This is a genomic window from Stenotrophomonas sp. YJH_SMC_29, assembly GCF_059371235.1.
Map to the genome: position 1 here is coordinate 174,604 of NZ_JCAFUK010000005.1, position 15,708 is coordinate 190,311.

Sequence of the window (15,708 nt, forward strand, 5' to 3'; positions counted from 1 at the left end):
CCCACACTTCCACTACAGTCCGCCATGCCGCCTCCGCTCACCCGCATCGAATCGGTCATCCAGGCCGTCCGCACCCGCATCAACGCGCGGGCCGATGGCCCCGGCACGCGCCTGCCTTCGGTACGTGCACAGGCGGCCGCGATGGGGGTGTCGGTCTCCACCGTGGTCGAGGCGTACGAGCGACTGGCCGCCGAAGGCCTGATCAGTGCGCGCGCAGGATCCGGCTTCTACGTCAGTGGGCCGGCCGCGCCGCTTGCACTGGCCGAGATGGAACCCCGGCTGGACCGCGCGGTGGACCCGTTGTGGGTGTCGCGGCAGTCGCTGGAAACCCCGCCGGGTCACCTCAAGCCGGGATGCGGCTGGATGCCCAGCGACTGGCTGTATCACGACGGCGTGCGCCGCGGCCTGCGTCGGCTGGCGCGTGCCGATGCCATGCATCTGGTCGACTACGCAGGCCCGCTCGGGCTGCCCGCGCTGCGCCAGCTGCTGCAGAGGCGCAGCGCCACGCTCGGCATCGATGCACCGATGGAGCAGATCCTGCTGACCGAATCGGGCACGCATGCGGTCGACCTGCTCTGCCGCTTCCTGCTCAAGCCCGGCGACTGCGTGCTGGTCGATGACCCGAGCTACTTCAACTACCACGCAATGCTGAAGGCGCACCAGGTGCAGGCCATCGGCGTGCCGTACACGCACAGCGGCCCGGACCTGGAGGCGTTCGCGCAAGCCCTGCAGGCGCATTCGCCGCGGCTGTACATCACCAACTCCGGCCTGCACAACCCGACCGGCGCGGTGCTTTCGGCCAACACCGCGCACCGGCTACTGGGCCTGGCCGAACGCAGCGAACTGATCATCGTCGAGGACGACATCTTCGCCGACTTCGAACTGCAGCCAGCACCGCGGCTGGCCGCGCTCGATGGGCTGTCGCGGGTGATCCACGTCGGCAGCTTCTCCAAGACACTGTCGGCGGCTTCGCGCTGTGGCTACATCGCCGCGCGCCACGACTGGATCGAAGCGCTGACCGACCTGAAGCTGGCGACCAGCTTCGGCGGTGGCCATCTGGCCTCGCAGCTCATGCACATCGCGCTGACCGACAGCGGCTACCGGCGCCACATGCAGTCGATACGTTCGCGTCTGGCTGACGCGCGCCGGTACACGTTGCGGAAGCTGCATGCGCTGGGCATCACTCCCTGGCTGCAGCCGGAAGCCGGCCTGTTCCTGTGGTGCCAGCTGCCCGATGGCCGCGACGCCGCGACGCTGGCGCGGCAATGCCTGCGCGAGGGCATCGTGCTGGCGCCGGGCAACGCCTTCAGCCAGTCGCAGCGCGCGGCCGACTATGTGCGCTTCAATGTTTCGCAGTGCCAGGACCCGCGGATCTGGCAGGTGCTGGCGCGGGCGTTGCGTTGAGCCGGCCAGCGGCCGCATCGCGGCGGCTGTCAGTTGTCCCGCGCGCAGCTTGCCGCCGGACGGGCCCGCAGCTCCGGGCCTGCAAGCACCGCAGTCCGTTCGCAGCGCCCTGCCGTTACGTGCCAGGCGCCGCCCCGGCGATGTGTTGCCTACGGCACCACGGTGATGCCGATCCGCTGCATCAACAGCGCCACCTGCTGCACATCCAGTGTGGCGCCGCGCAGGTTGGTGCTGCGCAGGTCCAGCTCACCCAGCTCCGAGTTGGTCAGGTCGCAATCGGTGAAATTGGCGCTGTTCCAGTCGATGCCCTCGAACTGGCCGCCGGACAGGTCCGAGCCAGCGAAGCTGGCGCCGCTCACGTTCGCGCCGTCCCAGCGGTTCTCCCACAGTTCGCACTTCTCCAGCGTGACCCGCGAGAAATTGGCATAGCGCAGGTTCGACTTCTTGATGAACGCGCTGCAGAACCAGCTGCGCGTGGTGATCTGGTTCATGAAGCTGGCGTTGCTGAAATCCGCGCCCTGCGCACGGCACTCGCTGATTTCCAGGCCCAGTGCCTTGATGAAATTGAAGTGGCACATGCTGATGTCGCAGCTGCGGAAGCTGGCTTCCTTCAGCGTGGCGCCATTGAAGCGGCAGCCGGCGCGGCTGTCGGCATCGTAGAAACTGCAGTTGATGAACTCGGTGGCGGTCAGGTCCACGCCTGAAAAGTCGCACTCGTGGAACTGCTGGTCGACCACCTTCTGGCCGGTGTACTGGTCCGCGCCGATGCGCAGCTTGCGGTGAACGGTGGGGGACATCGTGGATTCCTTGCCAAACGCCACGCCATGATGCCGGGCCGCGGGGGCAATCCACAGACACGGCCGCGGCCAGATTCACCGGCAGTCCAGTTGACCTGTGTCCACACGGGTCAAATGCACGTTGTTGCATGTTGATGCACGAACGTGCAGACTCGCAGCATGAGCTCCGATCCCAGCCCCCTCCCCGCCCAGCGCACCCGGCAGATCCTGGAGGAACTGCGCCAGCAGGGCCGCGTGGTCGCCGCCGAGCTGGCGCGCCGCTATGCCGTCTCCGAAGATTCGATCCGCCGCGACCTGCGCGAACTGGCCGCACAGGGCCTGTGCCAGCGAGTCTACGGCGGCGCCGTGCTGCCGCCGCCCAAGGAACGCCCGCTGCGCGAGCGGCTGACCCGCGACCGCGGCGACAAGGCCGAACTGGCCGCCCGCGTCTGCGCATTGCTGCAACCCGGCCAGGTCGTACTGCTCGATGCCGGTTCAACCAATCTGGTGATCGCCCAGCAGTTGCCGGCCGCCCTCGGCCTGACGGTGATCACCAATGCGCCACAGATCGCCACCGCCGCCAGCCTGCTTGATGGCACCTCGGTGCAGCTGATCGGCGGCCGCCTGGCCAGTGGTGGCGGCGCGGTCGGTGCCGAAGCACTGGCCCAGGTGCAGCGCCTGCGTGCCGACGTGTACCTGCCCGGCCCCTGCGCGGTGGACGGCGACACCGGCGTGTGGGCAATGGATGCGGAAGAAGCCACCCTGAAGCGCGCGATGGTCGCGTGCAGCAGCCGCGTGATCGTCGCCGCCACTACTGAAAAGCTCGGTGCCCGCGGCCACTGGCAGATCGCCAGCCTGGACGAGATCGACGACCTGGTGCTGACCACCACCGCACCGCCCGCATTGGCGGCACGCTTCCGCGCCGCCGGCATCGCGGTGCACCCCACTCCCCCCTGACCGTACCGCTCATGTCCCTTGCCAACCGCGCGCGTGCCGAACAGCACGCGACCCGCGCTGCGTTCTTCATTCCCGGCTTCGCCACCGCGCTGTGGGCCACGCTGGTGCCGTTCGCCAAGGCACGCACCGGGATCAACGACGCCACGCTGGGGCTGGTGCTGCTCAGCCTCGGTGCCGGTTCGCTGCTGGCCATGCCGTTGTCCGGCGTGCTGGCCGCGCGCCTCGGTTGCCGGCGGGTGATGCTGGCCAGCAGCCTGCTGATCTGCCTGACCGTGCCCGGCCTGGCGCTGGCCGGTTCGGCCTGGACGCTGGGCCTGGTGCTGTTCGTGTTCGGTGCCGCCGTGGGTGCAATGGACTGCACGATGAACGTACAGGCCGTCATCGTCGAGCGCGACGCACGGCGCGTGATGATGTCCGGCTTCCATGCGTTCTTCAGCATCGGCGGCTTCCTCGGCGCGGCCACCATGACCGTGCTGCTGTCTGCTCACCTGCCTCCCTTGGCGTCCGTGCTGATCGGCGTTGGCGCCATGCTGCTGGTGATGCTGCTGTCGGCGTCGTACTGGCACAGCGAACGGATGCCGCACGACACACCGATGCTGGCCCTGCCACACGGCATCGTGCTGTTCATCGGCGTGCTGGCGTTCGTCGCGTTCCTCGGCGAAGGTGCGATGCTCGACTGGAGCGCGGTGTTTCTCAGCGACGTGCGCCGCATCGATGCCGGCCTCGCCGGCATCGGCTATGTGACCTTCACCCTGACCATGACCGTCGCGCGCCTGTTCGGCGATGCACTGGTGGCACGCGTGGGCCGCCAGCGCGCGATCGTGTTCGGCGCGTTGCTCGCCGCCGCGGGCGTGCTGGTGCTGACCCTGGTCACGCCGTGGCAGGCATCACTGCTCGGCTATGTGCTGGTCGGCCTCGGCTGCGCCAACATCGCACCCGCACTGTTCTCGCTGGCCGGCCACCAGACCCGCATGCCCGGCGCGCTGGCCATCACTGCCGTTTCCACGCTGGGCTTTGCCGGCATCCTTGCCGGACCGGCGCTGATCGGTTTTGCCGCCAACCACTTCGGCCTGATCGCCGCGTTCGTCGGCGTGGCCACGGCCTTGTTGCTGGTGGCGATGTCCACGCGTTGGCTGCGGGTGTAGCCCAGGGCATCAGCGCCGCCTGCGCCGCAGCTTCATCCGCAATCGTCGATAGCCGATCACTGTCGCCGTGGCACACAACGCGGTGCCGACAGCGCTCAGCAGCAGCAACACCGCCAAACGGGCACCTTCCTGGCGCAGCATCGCCGGCAGGTCCCAGCTGTGCAGGAAGTAGAACAGCCAGCGCCCGAGCCGCTCCCGATGCCCCATCGTCAGCAACGGATCGCCGGTCGCCAGATCGAGATAGACGCGTGTCGCCTCGGCATCACCGAAATCCACCACTGCCACCGGGAAGCGACGTACCGCTGCACCATTCATGGCCTCGGGCGCACGCGGGTAGAAGTACGCATCCGCTGCATGCTGCACCCCGAAACCCTGCATGGGTGCAGCGGACAGCGCACGTGCCCTCTGCTGCAACCACGCGGTCGGTAGCCACCGTGCGACATGCAGGTGCCCATTGCCGCCGGACACGATGCGCGTATCACCCCGCCCGTCCAGCAACACCGCGAACAGCTCACCACCGATCCGTCGCCACTGGATCTCCACCGGCTGGAAGCGCGCAGCTTCGGCCACCGCCAGAAGCTTCGCAGGATCACCCAGCGCACCATCCACCGCCACCGCGCCGCCACGGTAGTGCTCAACATCGATCGCTTCACCCGTACTGCTGAATACACCCAATGGGTTCATCGACATAAGCCCGCTGAAGATCCAGGTGAACACGAAGGCGGACGCCATCAGGCCAAGCAGATGGTGCCAGCGCATCCACGGCTCGACGTACGGCGTCTTCGCACCGGAACGATAGTGCCCACGGAAACGCCAGCGCCATACGCCCACCACGATGCCGCTGATCGCCGCCACCGTGCACAGCGCGGACAGCACGATCACCCCCCACGTCCACACCGGGTCCACCGACTGCATGCGCAGGAAGTACAACCAGTGCAGCCAGGCGCCCACATAGTTCCAGCGCTGCTGCACACGCGGGGCGTCCAGCACCACTTCGCCGGTACGCGAGGACACATACAGGTCGCCCGGCTGCGCGCCACCCACCTCGACGCGATACAGCGGTCGATGCACGTCCAGTGCGCGCGAATGCGTCCAGCGGTCCTCCTCCACGCGCGTCGCACCCACGAAGGCCTGGCCGCCCGCGAACTGTGCAGCGGATGCTTCAGCGCGCTGTGCCGAGACCGGCAGCAGGGCCTGGCCGGTACATGCCGACCAGGCCCCCACGTGGTTGCCACTACGCACCACATAGGCGGGCTCGCCACGCAGCATGGTCAGCGCCACACTTTCCGGTTCGGCCTGCACGGCGGCAGGCAGTATCGACAGCCCCTGCCAACCGCGGGCATCACCCAGCGCCGGCAACGCCGCCAACCGTTCGCCAGGTGTCAGCTTTGGATATCCGATGAACAGCATGACCATGCCGCTGACGAACCACAGCAGCATCAGCAGGCATCCGCCGATGCCCAGCCAACGATGCACCAGGTACGTCCAGCGCTTGGCGGTGGATCGCAACGTCATCGCCAGCGTCCTCAGAAGCGATGGTCGACGGTGAACTCGACGCGCCGGTCCGCACCCAGCAGCCACTGCGTGCTGGTGTAGTACGCGGTGGCGTAGTACGCCTTGTCGAACACGTTGAACAGCCGCGCGGACAGCTGCGTGCGCGGTGCCGCCTGCCAGGTCAGTGCCAGATCGGTGGTGCTGTAGCCGGGCAGTTCCAGCGTATTGGCGTTGTCGGCGTAGCGCTTGCCGACGTAACGCACGCCCCCCGCCGCACTCCAGTCCGGTGCGAACTGCCAGCTCAGCCACACACTGGCCAGGCGCTCGGCCACGTTCGGTGGCACGTCGCCGTCGCGCGACACCAGCACCGCCGGCGAACCCGTGGTTTCCAGGAAGTCCTCGAACTCGGCCTTCAGCACCGTCGCGTTGGCATCGAGCGACCAGCGCGACGCGAAGTTCCAGTTCAACGACGCTTCAATACCGCGCGAGGTCTGCGCGCCCACCTGCACCCGGCGATCCGGCACCAGCGGATCGCGGCTGAGCAGCCCGGTCTTGCGGATGCGATACGCCGCCAGCGTCCACTCGCCACCGTCGAAGGCCTGCTTCAGGCCAACCTCGATCTGCCGACCCTTGGCCAGGTCAAAGGCACCGTTGGCCGGGCTGATCATCAGCAGGCCACTGACCGGGTCCGCCGCCTGCGAATACTGCGCATACAGGCTCAGCGTCGGCTGCAGCGCGAATACCGTACCCGCACGCCAGCCGGTGCTGCTGTAGGTCTTCGAGAACGCGTTCTGGCCGCTGATCAGATCGGTGCGATCAATGCGCGCGCGGTCGTGGCGCAGGCCACCCAGCACCGACCAGCGCTCGCTCAGTGCCAGCCGGTCTTCCACGAACAGCGCGTACTGCTCGGCACGGTTGCGATAGCGCGGCAGGTTCGGCGCGTCGCTCGCGAACTGGCCCGGCACCGGATCGAACGGATCCACCGGGCCCGAGCTGCCGGCATAGGTGTTGTTGGTGTGCTTGAAGTGCGCGCGGTTGGCGTCCAGGCCCACCGCGAAGTTGTTCGCCCAACCGCCCACATGGCCCAGCACGCGCAGCGTCGAGGTCAGTCCGGTCTGGTCCTGGTTGTGGGTGATCTCGGTATTGCCCGAGCGATCAATCAGGCCGGTGGCGCGGTTGTAGACATAGGCTTCGGCATTGCGCCAATCGCGCTGGCTGTCGATCTGGTAGACGCGCGTGCGCCATTCCACGTTCGCGTTCGGCGTCCACAGCGCATCGAGCTGGGTCCAGCGGTCGCGGAAGCGGATCTCGCTGTCGTCCACGTTGTAGTTGCGGTGGCGCAGCGCCTCCAGCTGGCGGCCGTCGACCAGCGGCGTGCCGAAGTAGCGCATCGGTTGCTGGTAACCCTGCGCATGGGTGAGCGTCAGCTGCAGCTCCGCACGCGGCTGCCACAGCAATGCACCGGAGAACGTCGCGTCATTGTTGCGCCCACGATCAACCCAGCCACCGCTGTAGTTGCCACTCAGATCCAGCCGGTAGGCCAGCTCGGGCGTCAGCGCGCCACCACTGCCGAAACCCAGGCGCGCGGTGTCCTCGCTGCCCACGGTCACGCTGATCTCATTTTCGATGGCACCGCGCGAGGGCTTCTTCGGCACGATGTTGATCACGCCGCCGATCGCACCGTCGCCATGGATCACTGAGGCCGGGCCGCGCAGCACTTCGATGCGCTCGATCGACCAGGTATCGAACGGGAAGGTGATGCCCACGCCGCCGTACTGACGCAGCCCGTCGTACAGCCGCATCACCGAAGCACCGTCGGTGAAGCCACGGCTGGACAGCGCACTCAGGCCGTTGCCCGGGTGCGGCATGGCACTGATCGCACCCGCTCGGCTGATCGCATCGTTGAGGTTGCTGTCGCCGCGCTGCTCCAGCTGCTCGCGCGAAATCGCCGTCAGGCTGGCCGGCGTCTGCAGCACGCTCAGGCCCAACGCAGAGCCTGCGCTGGCGGTGGAGGACAGCTCGCCGCTGCGGGTGTCGACCACCCGCACGGTCTCCAGCGTGGTCGGGGGTGCCGCGTCGGCGGCAAGTGCAGGCGCGGTGTGCAGGAGCAACGCGCACAGGACAGGCAGCGTCGCCCGGCGCAGGCACGCGGGGTTGGGGTTCGTTTTCATTTTTTCACGGCATGCAAGGCCGCCCCGCAATGGCAGGGCAGCAATCAGAAAGGGACAGACACGCGCGTGCGGGCACCGGCCGTGGCCGGCAACCTCATGGAAGAACGTTCAATGCAGCGCGCGTGCGGCTCAGGCAGCCATCAGTGCCGGCGGCCCACGCGCGCCCAATGTGCCGCTGATCCGTTGCGGCAACGCCTGCACCGCGCCGCGCAGTGCGCGGCACACCGGTGCCATCGGCGCCAACAGCAGCACGGCCGCCACCAGCAGGGTGATCAGCCGTGCAGCGATCAGGCAGTAATCGCAGTCCACGCCCATCTCATGATCGGCGTGTGGGTCGGCGGGCGGCTTCTTCGTGGCCCCGCCGTGCGGCATCGCCATCGCGTGATGGTCGTGGTGCCCTTCCATCGCGTGCTGTGCATGCTCTGCGTGCATCGCATGGTCCATGGCCGCCACCGGCGCAGCGGCAGCCACGTGACCGTGCGCCAGCCAGCGGCTCACCAGCGGGGCGAGCAGCACCAGCAGCATGGCAAGCCATGCCAGGGCCTGGAACCGGCGGTGGAGGACAGAACGGCGCACGCCACCATTCTACGGGGCCACGGCCAACCTTGGACCGCGTTCAGGGTTGGCCCAGCGATGGTGCGACGTTATGACGCAGCCTCGGACTTACGCGCGCTTCGTCGTCTGCAGGGGACGGAAGGCAACCGCTCCGGCCCTTCCGTCCCCCTCGAGGGTCTAGAAGCGCGCAGGCTGCCGCACCGCCCTCTCCAGGAACATGACGCCGGCCTGCAGGCTGTTGCGGGCGTTCTCCAACCAGCGCTCCGGATCGGCCACCGCAAACCGTTCCTGTGCATCCACATCACCCGACTCGGTCAGGTCGGCCAGTTGCAGATGGATGTGGTTCTCCACCAGGCTCACCAGCACGGCGAGTTCGGCCGACAATCCGGCGATGCGTTCGGTGAAGCCAGCGTCGTTGCTGTTCAGAGACATGTCCCCTGTTCCTATGCGTTGCGGTGTTGATGGATGGCTTCAAAACGCTCGGCACAGGCTGGCCCGCAGAACAACCTGGCCGGATCGTTATCGAAGTCTTCGCTGCAGTCCGGGTTGTGGCATTCCCCAATGGGTGTGAGAGGAGCAACGTTGCTGGCCCGCATTGCGTGCCGGGCCAATGCGCGTTGCAGATGGCGCGCTTCCAGATCCTGCGCTTCGTCGATGGTGTCCGTCATGCCAGCCGTATTTTATCGGGGGGTGGTCGCACCGATTGAGAACGCCGCAGCGGGCGTGGACGACACCGGCTCGGCATCGGATCGGCGTTCGCGCTCGCAATGGATTTCAAGCATGCAGGCTCCTTATGCGTGGGTGCCCCATGGGGCGATGGAGTGAAACGAAGGACCGTCTCGGACGGCGACCGCATCATCGGGAAAACGGTTCTCGCCAACTGCGACGCAACGTCGCGCAGACGCCGATCTGCGGACGTCATCGCATATCCATTGCAGACGGATCGCCCTCTTCGCGAAAAGATGGGGGGCAAAGGGGATGAAAGGTGTTGCGAAAGAGAGGCGTTTCCGACACCATGATGGCGCAATCACCATCCATCTCATCCTGGTCACATCGCCGCGATCTGCCACGCGTGGCGCGCATACGGCGGCCATGGCGCAGCGCATTGGCCACCATCGGCTGCGGTGGACCGATCCACGTTCCAAGGAGCTCCGCCGAATGCACACACCGCATCCAGCGCAGGACATTGTTCCGGCGTTCCTACAGGCCATGCACGCGCACGGCATCGTGCCCGATGCGCGCGGGCGAGACGCGCTCAATGCCGACGGCGCGCTGGTGCGCTTCCATGTCGAGGGTGACCGCCGTGGTACGCGCAACGGCTGGGCCGTCCTGTTCGGAGATCACGTGCCCGCCGGTGAGTTCGGCAGCTGGCGCACCGGTGCCCGCCACGCCTGGTGCGCGAAATCGGCCAGCGCATTGACGGTGGCCGAGCAGCGCAGCATCCGCCAGCGCCAGGACGCGGCACGCACCGAACGGGAGCAGCAGCAACGCGGACGTGAGGAGGATGCCGCGAAAGCGGCGAACGTGTTGTGGAATCGCGCCCTGCCTGCAGAAGCCAACCACCCTTATCTCGTGCGAAAGGGTATCCAGGCGCATGGCCTGCGCGTGTCGGCCTGGCCGATACGCAACAGCCAGGGACTGGTGTTCCGTCATATCGCGAATGCGCTGCTGGTGCCGGTAATGAACGCCACCGGCCGGATCGTATCGTTGCAGGCCATCTTTCCTCGCCCGGACCCGGTACTCGGACGGGACAAGGACTTCATTTACGGGGGCCGCAAGCTGGGCTGCTTCCATGTCATCGGCACACCGCTGCCCGGTCAGCCGATCGGCATCGTCGAAGGCTACGCCACTGCAGCATCCATCCATCAGGCCACAGGCTGGTGCGTGGTGGTCGCTTGGGACGCCGGCAACCTGGCCGCAGTCGCCCGTGCCTGGCGCGACGAAATGCCTGATGCCTCGTTCGTCCTGTGTGCGGACAATGACCAATGGACCCGGCAGCCGCTGGACAATCCTGGTGTCACGCTGGCCACCCGCGCCGCCGCTGACATCGGCGCGCGCGTGGTATGGCCCGAATTCTCCGCGTTGCAGGGCGAGGATGATCGCCCGACCGACTTCAATGACCTGCACCTGCGCGAGGGGCTGGACGCGCTGCGCGCCCAGCTGCAACCCGCGCCCGTCGCCGCAATGGGCCTCGACAGCACGGGCGATGGCCCGCAGCCATCGACCAACGCCCGCTACCAGGTGCCGGGCAACCTGTCCGCATTCGATGCCTTCACTCCATTTCCAGACACCAGTGCACGCGGCCGGCCGCTGCCTACTGCACGCAACCTGGCCGAACTGTGCCGGCGCACCGGCGTGACCGTGCGCTACAACGTCATCCGCAAGGACCTGGAAATCCTGGTGCCGGGACTGCAGAGCACGGTGGACAATGCCAAGGAAGTGGCCGCCGGCGAAGTGATGGACTGCATGCATCGCGCTGGCATGGCCGTTGCCAGCTTTGAAACCAACCTGTGCCAAGTGGCCGAGGCCAACCCCTACAATCCCGTCGCAAGCTGGATTGCATCACGGCCCTGGGACGGCCAGTCCCGCCTGCAGGCGTTCTTCGACACCGTGCAGGAGGCCCAGCCTACGCGCATGGCCGACGGCCGCGTCCTGAAGGAGGTGCTGATGCGGCGCTGGCTGATCTCCGGCGTGGCGGCGGCGTTTGAACCGGATGGCGTGGTGGCGCGCGGTGTACTGACCTTCGTCTCGAAGCAGAACCTGGGCAAGACGCGCTGGGCCCGGCAGCTGGCACCAGCGGAGCTGCGGCTGATTGCCGACGGCGTGGTGCTCGATCCAGCCAACAAGGACAGCGTCAAGCAGGTCATTTCCAAGTGGATCGTGGAGCTGGGCGAAGTGGATGCCACCTTCCGCCGCACTGATATCGCTGCGCTGAAATCGTTCATCTCACGTAGCCACGATGAGATCCGTCGTCCCTACGCGCGCACCGAATCGCGTTATGCACGCCGAACGATCCTGTTTGCCAGTGTCAACGACGAGCGCTTCCTGCGCGATGCCACCGGCAACACCCGGTGGTGGACCGTGCACGCGGTGGCGTTGGGCGAACCGGCCCAGATCGACATGCAGCAGGTGTGGGCCGAGGCCCACGCGTTGTACGGCGATGGCGAAACCTGGCATCTGTCGGCTGAAGAGCTGGACGCGTTGAATGCAACCAACAGCGAGCACGAGCCGATCTCGCCGATTGCCGAGCTGATCGATCGCCACTTCGACTGGTCCGTCCCCGCCTCGCACTGGAGTGCGCAGTACCGTGCCACCGAGATCGTGATCGCAGTAGGCATCGATAAGCCGAATCGCCGCGAGGTGAACGAGGCCGCCGCATATGTGGTCAAGCGCCATGATGTGCGGACGAAAGTGGTTGGCAAGGAGCGGGCCAAGGTGTGGTTGATGCCACCGCGCAAGCTCAGCTTCGCCGGACACGAAGCGGGTCCCTTCTGATACCCCCTGCCCGCGATGGCCTTCATCAGCCGCGACAACTCCGGCTGACGCTTCATGATCAGGATGAATGTAGATGAAAGGTGTTGACTGGCGTGCCGGCCGATGGCAAGATGCCCGAATCGGCCTTGCCGCCTCCGAGGAGCGCTTCCGCCATGCCCGAGCCCCGACTGCATGCCTTTGAAGGTGAGCAGCTGACCGTCCAGCAGATCCACCAGCGGGTGCCGGTGCTTTCGCAACGCACCATCCGCGACCACCTCGCCGCAGGGCGCCGCACGCGTACCGCCATGCTGAGCTTTGACCCAGCCGCAGCGGCGGCCCGCGGTGGCCGTATGACCCAGCGCCTCCTCCGCGCTCGCGACACGACCCGTCGCGATCCCTGACCTGCCGGCACCTGTCCCCCCCTCCAGGAGTAGATTCCGCGTGATCCCCGCCTCCCTCGACAATGGTCATCGCATCATCGCCAACACGCTGGCCGCGTTCCGTGCCGGCTCCGCGCTGGGCAGCGTTGCGCTGCGCCCCTGCCCCGAGGCGCCACTGCCGCTCTACATCGGCATCGCAGGCAGCAAGCGCGCAGGCAAGGACACGCTCGCCAATGGACTTGCGTCGGCGCTGGGGCTGCCCTGTGACAGTTTTGCCGCCCCCTTGCGCCAGTTCGTCGCCGCCATCCTCGGGCTGACCGTGCGCGAACTGGACAGCCACAAGGAAGTCGCCATCGATTGGCTGGCCGAACTCACCCCACGCCACCTGATGCAGACTGCCGGTACCGAATGGGGGCGTGACCGCGTCCATCCCGAGCTGTGGGTGCGCTCGCTGTTCGCACGTCTGCCCGAGGGCGGGCTGGTAACCGACGTCCGCTTCGCCAATGAGGCCCGCGCGATCCGGCGTCGTGGTGGTGTCGTGATCCACGTCAACCGCCCGGGCCATGGCAGCAGCGACCCTCATGCCAGCGAGCAGCCGCTGCCGCGTGAGCTGGTCGACATCGAAGTCGACAACGATGGCACCCCGGCCGATCTGGTCCGCAGATCGCTGGAACAGTTGCTTTCACGCGGTGTGATCTGATGCGGAAGACGGGCCTGCCATCCGGTCCATCCCCTGAACCCAGTGCAGGCTCCGACCCATCAACGGCGAAAATGATGTAAGGTCATCCCCCATCACCGACGACACCTGTCGTCACCCTGCATCCCCAACCCATTTCGCAAAGAGGAAACGCCATGGAGGTCGAACAGTTCACGTCGACGCGCCTGAAGGCCATCGAGTTGTTCAAGTCCCAACCCAAGGGAGGCAAGGACATCGTGAGCCTGGATGCGATCTTCATCTCGCTGTGCTCGCTGGCCAGGATCCCGACCGACACCGGCAACGCAGCACGGACCGTGGCCCGCCCCGGCAGCCAGCAGCCTCCAGCCCCTTGGTTCATCGAAACCCTCGCCGCCCTGAAGGGCAAGGGTGAGTCGGTCACCGTGGCACGCTTTCTGATGTTCGCCAACCGCTTCCCGGTCAAGCGCATGGACCAGGTCAACGCGGCGCGCTGGTTGCGGGACGCAGGCTACATTCCGCGCAAAACCGGTGGCAACCTGGTGTTCGACCTTTGATCCACGCCCTGCTGCAGTCCTGAAGCCCCGGCATTGTCCGGGGCTTTTTCGTTTCAGGGCCTGTCACGCGCGCGGTGTGTCCCAGATCGTCCTCGCCTTGTACTCGCCCGCCCACCTGCACTGCCGCTGCTTGCGCCCGATGAGGACAGTGAGTACAGGAATACGGGAAACATCGGCGTGATCTGTAAGCAGCGACAGGATGTCGCGCCGGCAGATCATCGTCCTCACCCGTCCTCGGCACGCTGATGAACGCCTTCAGCACGCCAAGTCGAAAGTGGATGAAAGGTGTTGACCAATCCAACGGGATGGCAACAGTGGAGATCAATGCCACTGACCACATCCTGCATGAACGCCCTGCCCGACAGCATCCAGACTCTGGCCGAGGTCATCGGCGAATCCGCGGCCCTCACGCTGGTGCGTGCGTGGCCGCCGACTACCTCCGCTGCCACCGGTCGCCACCGCGTCATCCTCTACGTCCCTTCGACATTGCCGGACCGGCATCGGCTGATCGACATCCTCGGCCGTGACGTGGCGCAACGCCTGGTCGCGCACTTGGGTGGGGAACTGCTGTTCCTGGCCTCCTGCTTCGCCGCCGGCGCGCACGAACGTCGCGAGCGGATCGCACGTGCCGTCGCCAGCGGCATGCCGCGTGACCATGTTGCGCGTGAGTTCGGCGTCTCGCAGACCACCATCAAGCGCGCTCTGCGCGATGCCCGCTCGGCGCCCCCGACTGCGGTCCATCCGGCCGTACTCAAGGGATACGCGCGCGCATGAACGAGAGCGACCTGTTGGCCGGCGTGCCGGATTGGGCCAAATACCTGGGAGGAACCTCGGGCGTGCTGATCGCGGTGTCGCTGTGGCTGCGCCAATGGCTGTCGTCGGCCAAGGTCGACCGTACCGCCGATGAGGCTACCAGCAATACCCTGCGTACCCTGCAGGAGCAGCTCGCCGCCGAGCGGATCCGCGCCGATGGACTGATGCACGAACGCGAGGCCATGGCCCAGGAGATCGGGCAGCTACGCGGTGAAGTCAGCGCCCTGCGTGCCCAGATCGCCCAGCAGAGCGTACAGATAGACGCCCTGCTGGCCCTGGTGCGCAAGCAGCCGGGAGCCGTGGCATGACCGCCGTCGCAGCCAGCGCCCTCGGTGGCGCCAACGTCGCCGCGTTCCTGGACATGCTGGCCGTGTCCGAGGGCACCGACACTCCCGGCCAGCGTTCGCGTGATCGCGGCTACGACGTCATCGTCGGCGGCCAGCTGTTCACCGACTACCGCGACCATCCCCGCGAGCTGGTGTCGCTGCCACGCTATGGCATCAAATCCAGCGCCGCCGGCCGCTACCAGTTCCTGCGCAGCACCTGGGATGATCTGCGCACGCGACTGGGCTTGCCCGACTTCGGTCCCGTTTCGCAGGACCGCGCGGCTGTCGCGCTGCTCAAGCAATGCGGTGCCTACGAGTTGATACGGCTCGGTCGCTTCGACGCCGCCGTCACCGCGGCACGGCGCATCTGGGCGTCGCTGCCCGGCGCCGGCTACGGGCAGAAGGAGCACGCACTGGAAACACTGCGCGCAGCGTACCGTGCCGCCGGCGGAGCCCTGCAGTGACTCCCGGGGCACTGAAGCTGGGCATCGGGCTGCTGGTTCTTGCCGGCAGCCACGCGAGCTGCGCCTGGCTCGGATGGACCTTGCGCGACCGCAGCGCGGACCTTGCCGCTGCCACTGCCCGGGCAGCGCAGCAGGAGGCCCGCACCGATGCAGTCCAGCGCGCGCACCAGCATGCCCTCGCCAACAGCGCTGCAGGCGCGCAGGCCGAATCACAGCGCCTGGCCCATCACGCCCGGCACACCGAACAGTTCAATACCCTGCAACGGGACATCGAGACCCATGCCAAGACTCCTGGTCGTGATCGCGGCGACGCTGACGCTGAGTTCGTGCGCATCTGGCGCGAGGCCAACGCCGGCCACGCCCTGCCGCGCTGAGCTCAGCATCGCGCCTGCCCAACTGCTTCCCCCGCCCCGCCTGCCGGACCTGCACGCAGCCAGCGATGACGCGCTGCTGCGCAATCACGTTGCGGTCGCACGCCAGTACCACGCACTTGCCGACCAGCTGAGTGCGCTGCTGTGC

The 15,708-nt window shown here is 67.0% G+C and carries 17 protein-coding genes; 11 read left to right on the forward strand and 6 right to left on the reverse strand.

The features are described from left to right. Positions 1–24: 24 nt before the first annotated feature. The gene (locus tag AC5P9I_RS07970) at positions 25–1,404 is read left to right on the forward strand and encodes an aminotransferase-like domain-containing protein (protein WP_130768426.1); all 1,380 of its coding nucleotides are present in this window, start codon (positions 25–27) and stop codon (positions 1,402–1,404) included. A gap of 149 nt (positions 1,405–1,553) precedes the next feature. Here the strand turns inward: AC5P9I_RS07970 and smqnr are convergent, their stop codons facing one another. After that, on the reverse strand, positions 1,554–2,201 hold the full coding sequence (gene smqnr, locus AC5P9I_RS07975) for a SmQnr family pentapeptide repeat protein (protein WP_049469250.1): 648 nt from the start codon (positions 2,199–2,201) through the stop codon (positions 1,554–1,556). A gap of 159 nt (positions 2,202–2,360) precedes the next feature. On the opposite strand from smqnr, the gene AC5P9I_RS07980 reads away from it, so the two are divergent. Both AC5P9I_RS07980 and AC5P9I_RS07985 read left to right on the forward strand, forming a co-directional pair. Then, positions 2,361–3,137 carry a DeoR/GlpR family DNA-binding transcription regulator gene (locus AC5P9I_RS07980; RefSeq protein ID WP_049469246.1) on the forward strand — a complete coding sequence of 259 codons (777 nt, stop codon included), beginning with the start codon at positions 2,361–2,363 and terminating at the stop codon, positions 3,135–3,137. 11 nt (positions 3,138–3,148) lie between these two features. Then, entirely contained in the window at positions 3,149–4,282 is a 1,134-nt protein-coding gene (locus tag AC5P9I_RS07985; RefSeq protein WP_049469243.1) for an MFS transporter, read from the forward strand. Positions 4,283–4,291: 9 nt separating this feature from the next. On the opposite strand, the gene AC5P9I_RS07990 is transcribed toward AC5P9I_RS07985, so the two are convergent. From AC5P9I_RS07990 to AC5P9I_RS08010, 5 genes are all read right to left on the reverse strand, one after another. Beyond that, the gene (locus tag AC5P9I_RS07990) at positions 4,292–5,797 is read right to left on the reverse strand and encodes a PepSY domain-containing protein (protein WP_049469239.1); all 1,506 of its coding nucleotides are present in this window, start codon (positions 5,795–5,797) and stop codon (positions 4,292–4,294) included. Between the two features lie 11 nt (positions 5,798–5,808). Next, positions 5,809–7,947 carry a TonB-dependent receptor gene (locus AC5P9I_RS07995; protein WP_049469235.1) on the reverse strand — a complete coding sequence of 713 codons (2,139 nt, stop codon included), beginning with the start codon at positions 7,945–7,947 and terminating at the stop codon, positions 5,809–5,811. 129 nt (positions 7,948–8,076) lie between these two features. After that, positions 8,077–8,472, reverse strand: a complete 396-nt coding sequence (locus AC5P9I_RS08000) for a DUF2946 family protein (protein WP_049469230.1) — start codon at positions 8,470–8,472, stop codon at positions 8,077–8,079. 207 nt (positions 8,473–8,679) lie between these two features. Further along, a complete protein-coding gene (locus tag AC5P9I_RS08005; RefSeq protein ID WP_049469226.1) occupies positions 8,680–8,934 on the reverse strand; it encodes a hypothetical protein in 255 nt (84 codons plus the stop codon). An 11-nt stretch (positions 8,935–8,945) separates the two neighbouring features. Then, on the reverse strand, positions 8,946–9,170 hold the full coding sequence (locus tag AC5P9I_RS08010; protein ID WP_080355579.1) for a hypothetical protein: 225 nt from the start codon (positions 9,168–9,170) through the stop codon (positions 8,946–8,948). Between the two features lie 490 nt (positions 9,171–9,660). Between AC5P9I_RS08010 and AC5P9I_RS08015 the strand changes: the two genes are divergently transcribed. From AC5P9I_RS08015 to AC5P9I_RS08050, 8 genes are all read left to right on the forward strand, one after another. Then, entirely contained in the window at positions 9,661–11,997 is a 2,337-nt protein-coding gene (locus AC5P9I_RS08015) for a VapE domain-containing protein (RefSeq protein ID WP_049469224.1), read from the forward strand. A 152-nt stretch (positions 11,998–12,149) separates the two neighbouring features. Beyond that, a complete protein-coding gene (locus tag AC5P9I_RS08020; RefSeq protein ID WP_049469221.1) occupies positions 12,150–12,377 on the forward strand; it encodes a hypothetical protein in 228 nt (75 codons plus the stop codon). 40 nt (positions 12,378–12,417) lie between these two features. After that, the gene (locus AC5P9I_RS08025; RefSeq protein WP_049469217.1) at positions 12,418–13,056 is read left to right on the forward strand and encodes a deoxynucleotide monophosphate kinase family protein; all 639 of its coding nucleotides are present in this window, start codon (positions 12,418–12,420) and stop codon (positions 13,054–13,056) included. Between the two features lie 152 nt (positions 13,057–13,208). Next, entirely contained in the window at positions 13,209–13,586 is a 378-nt protein-coding gene (locus tag AC5P9I_RS08030; RefSeq protein WP_049469215.1) for a hypothetical protein, read from the forward strand. A 345-nt stretch (positions 13,587–13,931) separates the two neighbouring features. Then, positions 13,932–14,360, forward strand: a complete 429-nt coding sequence (locus AC5P9I_RS08035) for a helix-turn-helix domain-containing protein (RefSeq protein WP_235644983.1) — start codon at positions 13,932–13,934, stop codon at positions 14,358–14,360. After that, positions 14,357–14,707 (forward strand): hypothetical protein, encoded by a 351-nt coding sequence (locus tag AC5P9I_RS08040; protein WP_049469210.1) that lies wholly within the window; start codon positions 14,357–14,359, stop codon positions 14,705–14,707. Before AC5P9I_RS08035 ends, AC5P9I_RS08040 begins: the two co-directional genes overlap by 4 nt. After that, complete coding sequence (locus tag AC5P9I_RS08045) at positions 14,704–15,189, forward strand: glycoside hydrolase family 24 protein (RefSeq protein WP_088476250.1); 486 nt, start codon at positions 14,704–14,706, stop codon at positions 15,187–15,189. Before AC5P9I_RS08040 ends, AC5P9I_RS08045 begins: the two co-directional genes overlap by 4 nt. Further along, positions 15,186–15,563, forward strand: a complete 378-nt coding sequence (locus tag AC5P9I_RS08050) for a hypothetical protein (protein WP_049469205.1) — start codon at positions 15,186–15,188, stop codon at positions 15,561–15,563. The genes AC5P9I_RS08045 and AC5P9I_RS08050 overlap by 4 nt, the downstream gene beginning before the upstream one ends. Positions 15,564–15,708: the final 145 nt, after the last annotated feature.

Bases quoted from the DNA above. Each gene is read 5' to 3' on its own strand.
- AC5P9I_RS07970 (WP_130768426.1), top strand. From the start codon at position 25: ATGCCGCCTCCGCTCACCCGCATCGAATCGGTCATCCAGGCCGTCCGC.
- smqnr (WP_049469250.1), bottom strand. From the start codon at position 2,201: ATGTCCCCCACCGTTCACCGCAAGCTGCGCATCGGCGCGGACCAGTAC.
- AC5P9I_RS07980 (WP_049469246.1), top strand. From the start codon at position 2,361: ATGAGCTCCGATCCCAGCCCCCTCCCCGCCCAGCGCACCCGGCAGATC.
- AC5P9I_RS07985 (WP_049469243.1), top strand. From the start codon at position 3,149: ATGTCCCTTGCCAACCGCGCGCGTGCCGAACAGCACGCGACCCGCGCT.
- AC5P9I_RS07990 (WP_049469239.1), bottom strand. From the start codon at position 5,797: ATGACGTTGCGATCCACCGCCAAGCGCTGGACGTACCTGGTGCATCGT.
- AC5P9I_RS07995 (WP_049469235.1), bottom strand. From the start codon at position 7,947: ATGAAAACGAACCCCAACCCCGCGTGCCTGCGCCGGGCGACGCTGCCT.
- AC5P9I_RS08000 (WP_049469230.1), bottom strand. From the start codon at position 8,472: ATGCTGCTGGTGCTGCTCGCCCCGCTGGTGAGCCGCTGGCTGGCGCAC.
- AC5P9I_RS08005 (WP_049469226.1), bottom strand. From the start codon at position 8,934: ATGTCTCTGAACAGCAACGACGCTGGCTTCACCGAACGCATCGCCGGA.
- AC5P9I_RS08010 (WP_080355579.1), bottom strand. From the start codon at position 9,170: ATGACGGACACCATCGACGAAGCGCAGGATCTGGAAGCGCGCCATCTG.
- AC5P9I_RS08015 (WP_049469224.1), top strand. From the start codon at position 9,661: ATGCACACACCGCATCCAGCGCAGGACATTGTTCCGGCGTTCCTACAG.
- AC5P9I_RS08020 (WP_049469221.1), top strand. From the start codon at position 12,150: ATGCCCGAGCCCCGACTGCATGCCTTTGAAGGTGAGCAGCTGACCGTC.
- AC5P9I_RS08030 (WP_049469215.1), top strand. From the start codon at position 13,209: ATGGAGGTCGAACAGTTCACGTCGACGCGCCTGAAGGCCATCGAGTTG.
- AC5P9I_RS08035 (WP_235644983.1), top strand. From the start codon at position 13,932: ATGAACGCCCTGCCCGACAGCATCCAGACTCTGGCCGAGGTCATCGGC.
- AC5P9I_RS08040 (WP_049469210.1), top strand. From the start codon at position 14,357: ATGAACGAGAGCGACCTGTTGGCCGGCGTGCCGGATTGGGCCAAATAC.
- AC5P9I_RS08045 (WP_088476250.1), top strand. From the start codon at position 14,704: ATGACCGCCGTCGCAGCCAGCGCCCTCGGTGGCGCCAACGTCGCCGCG.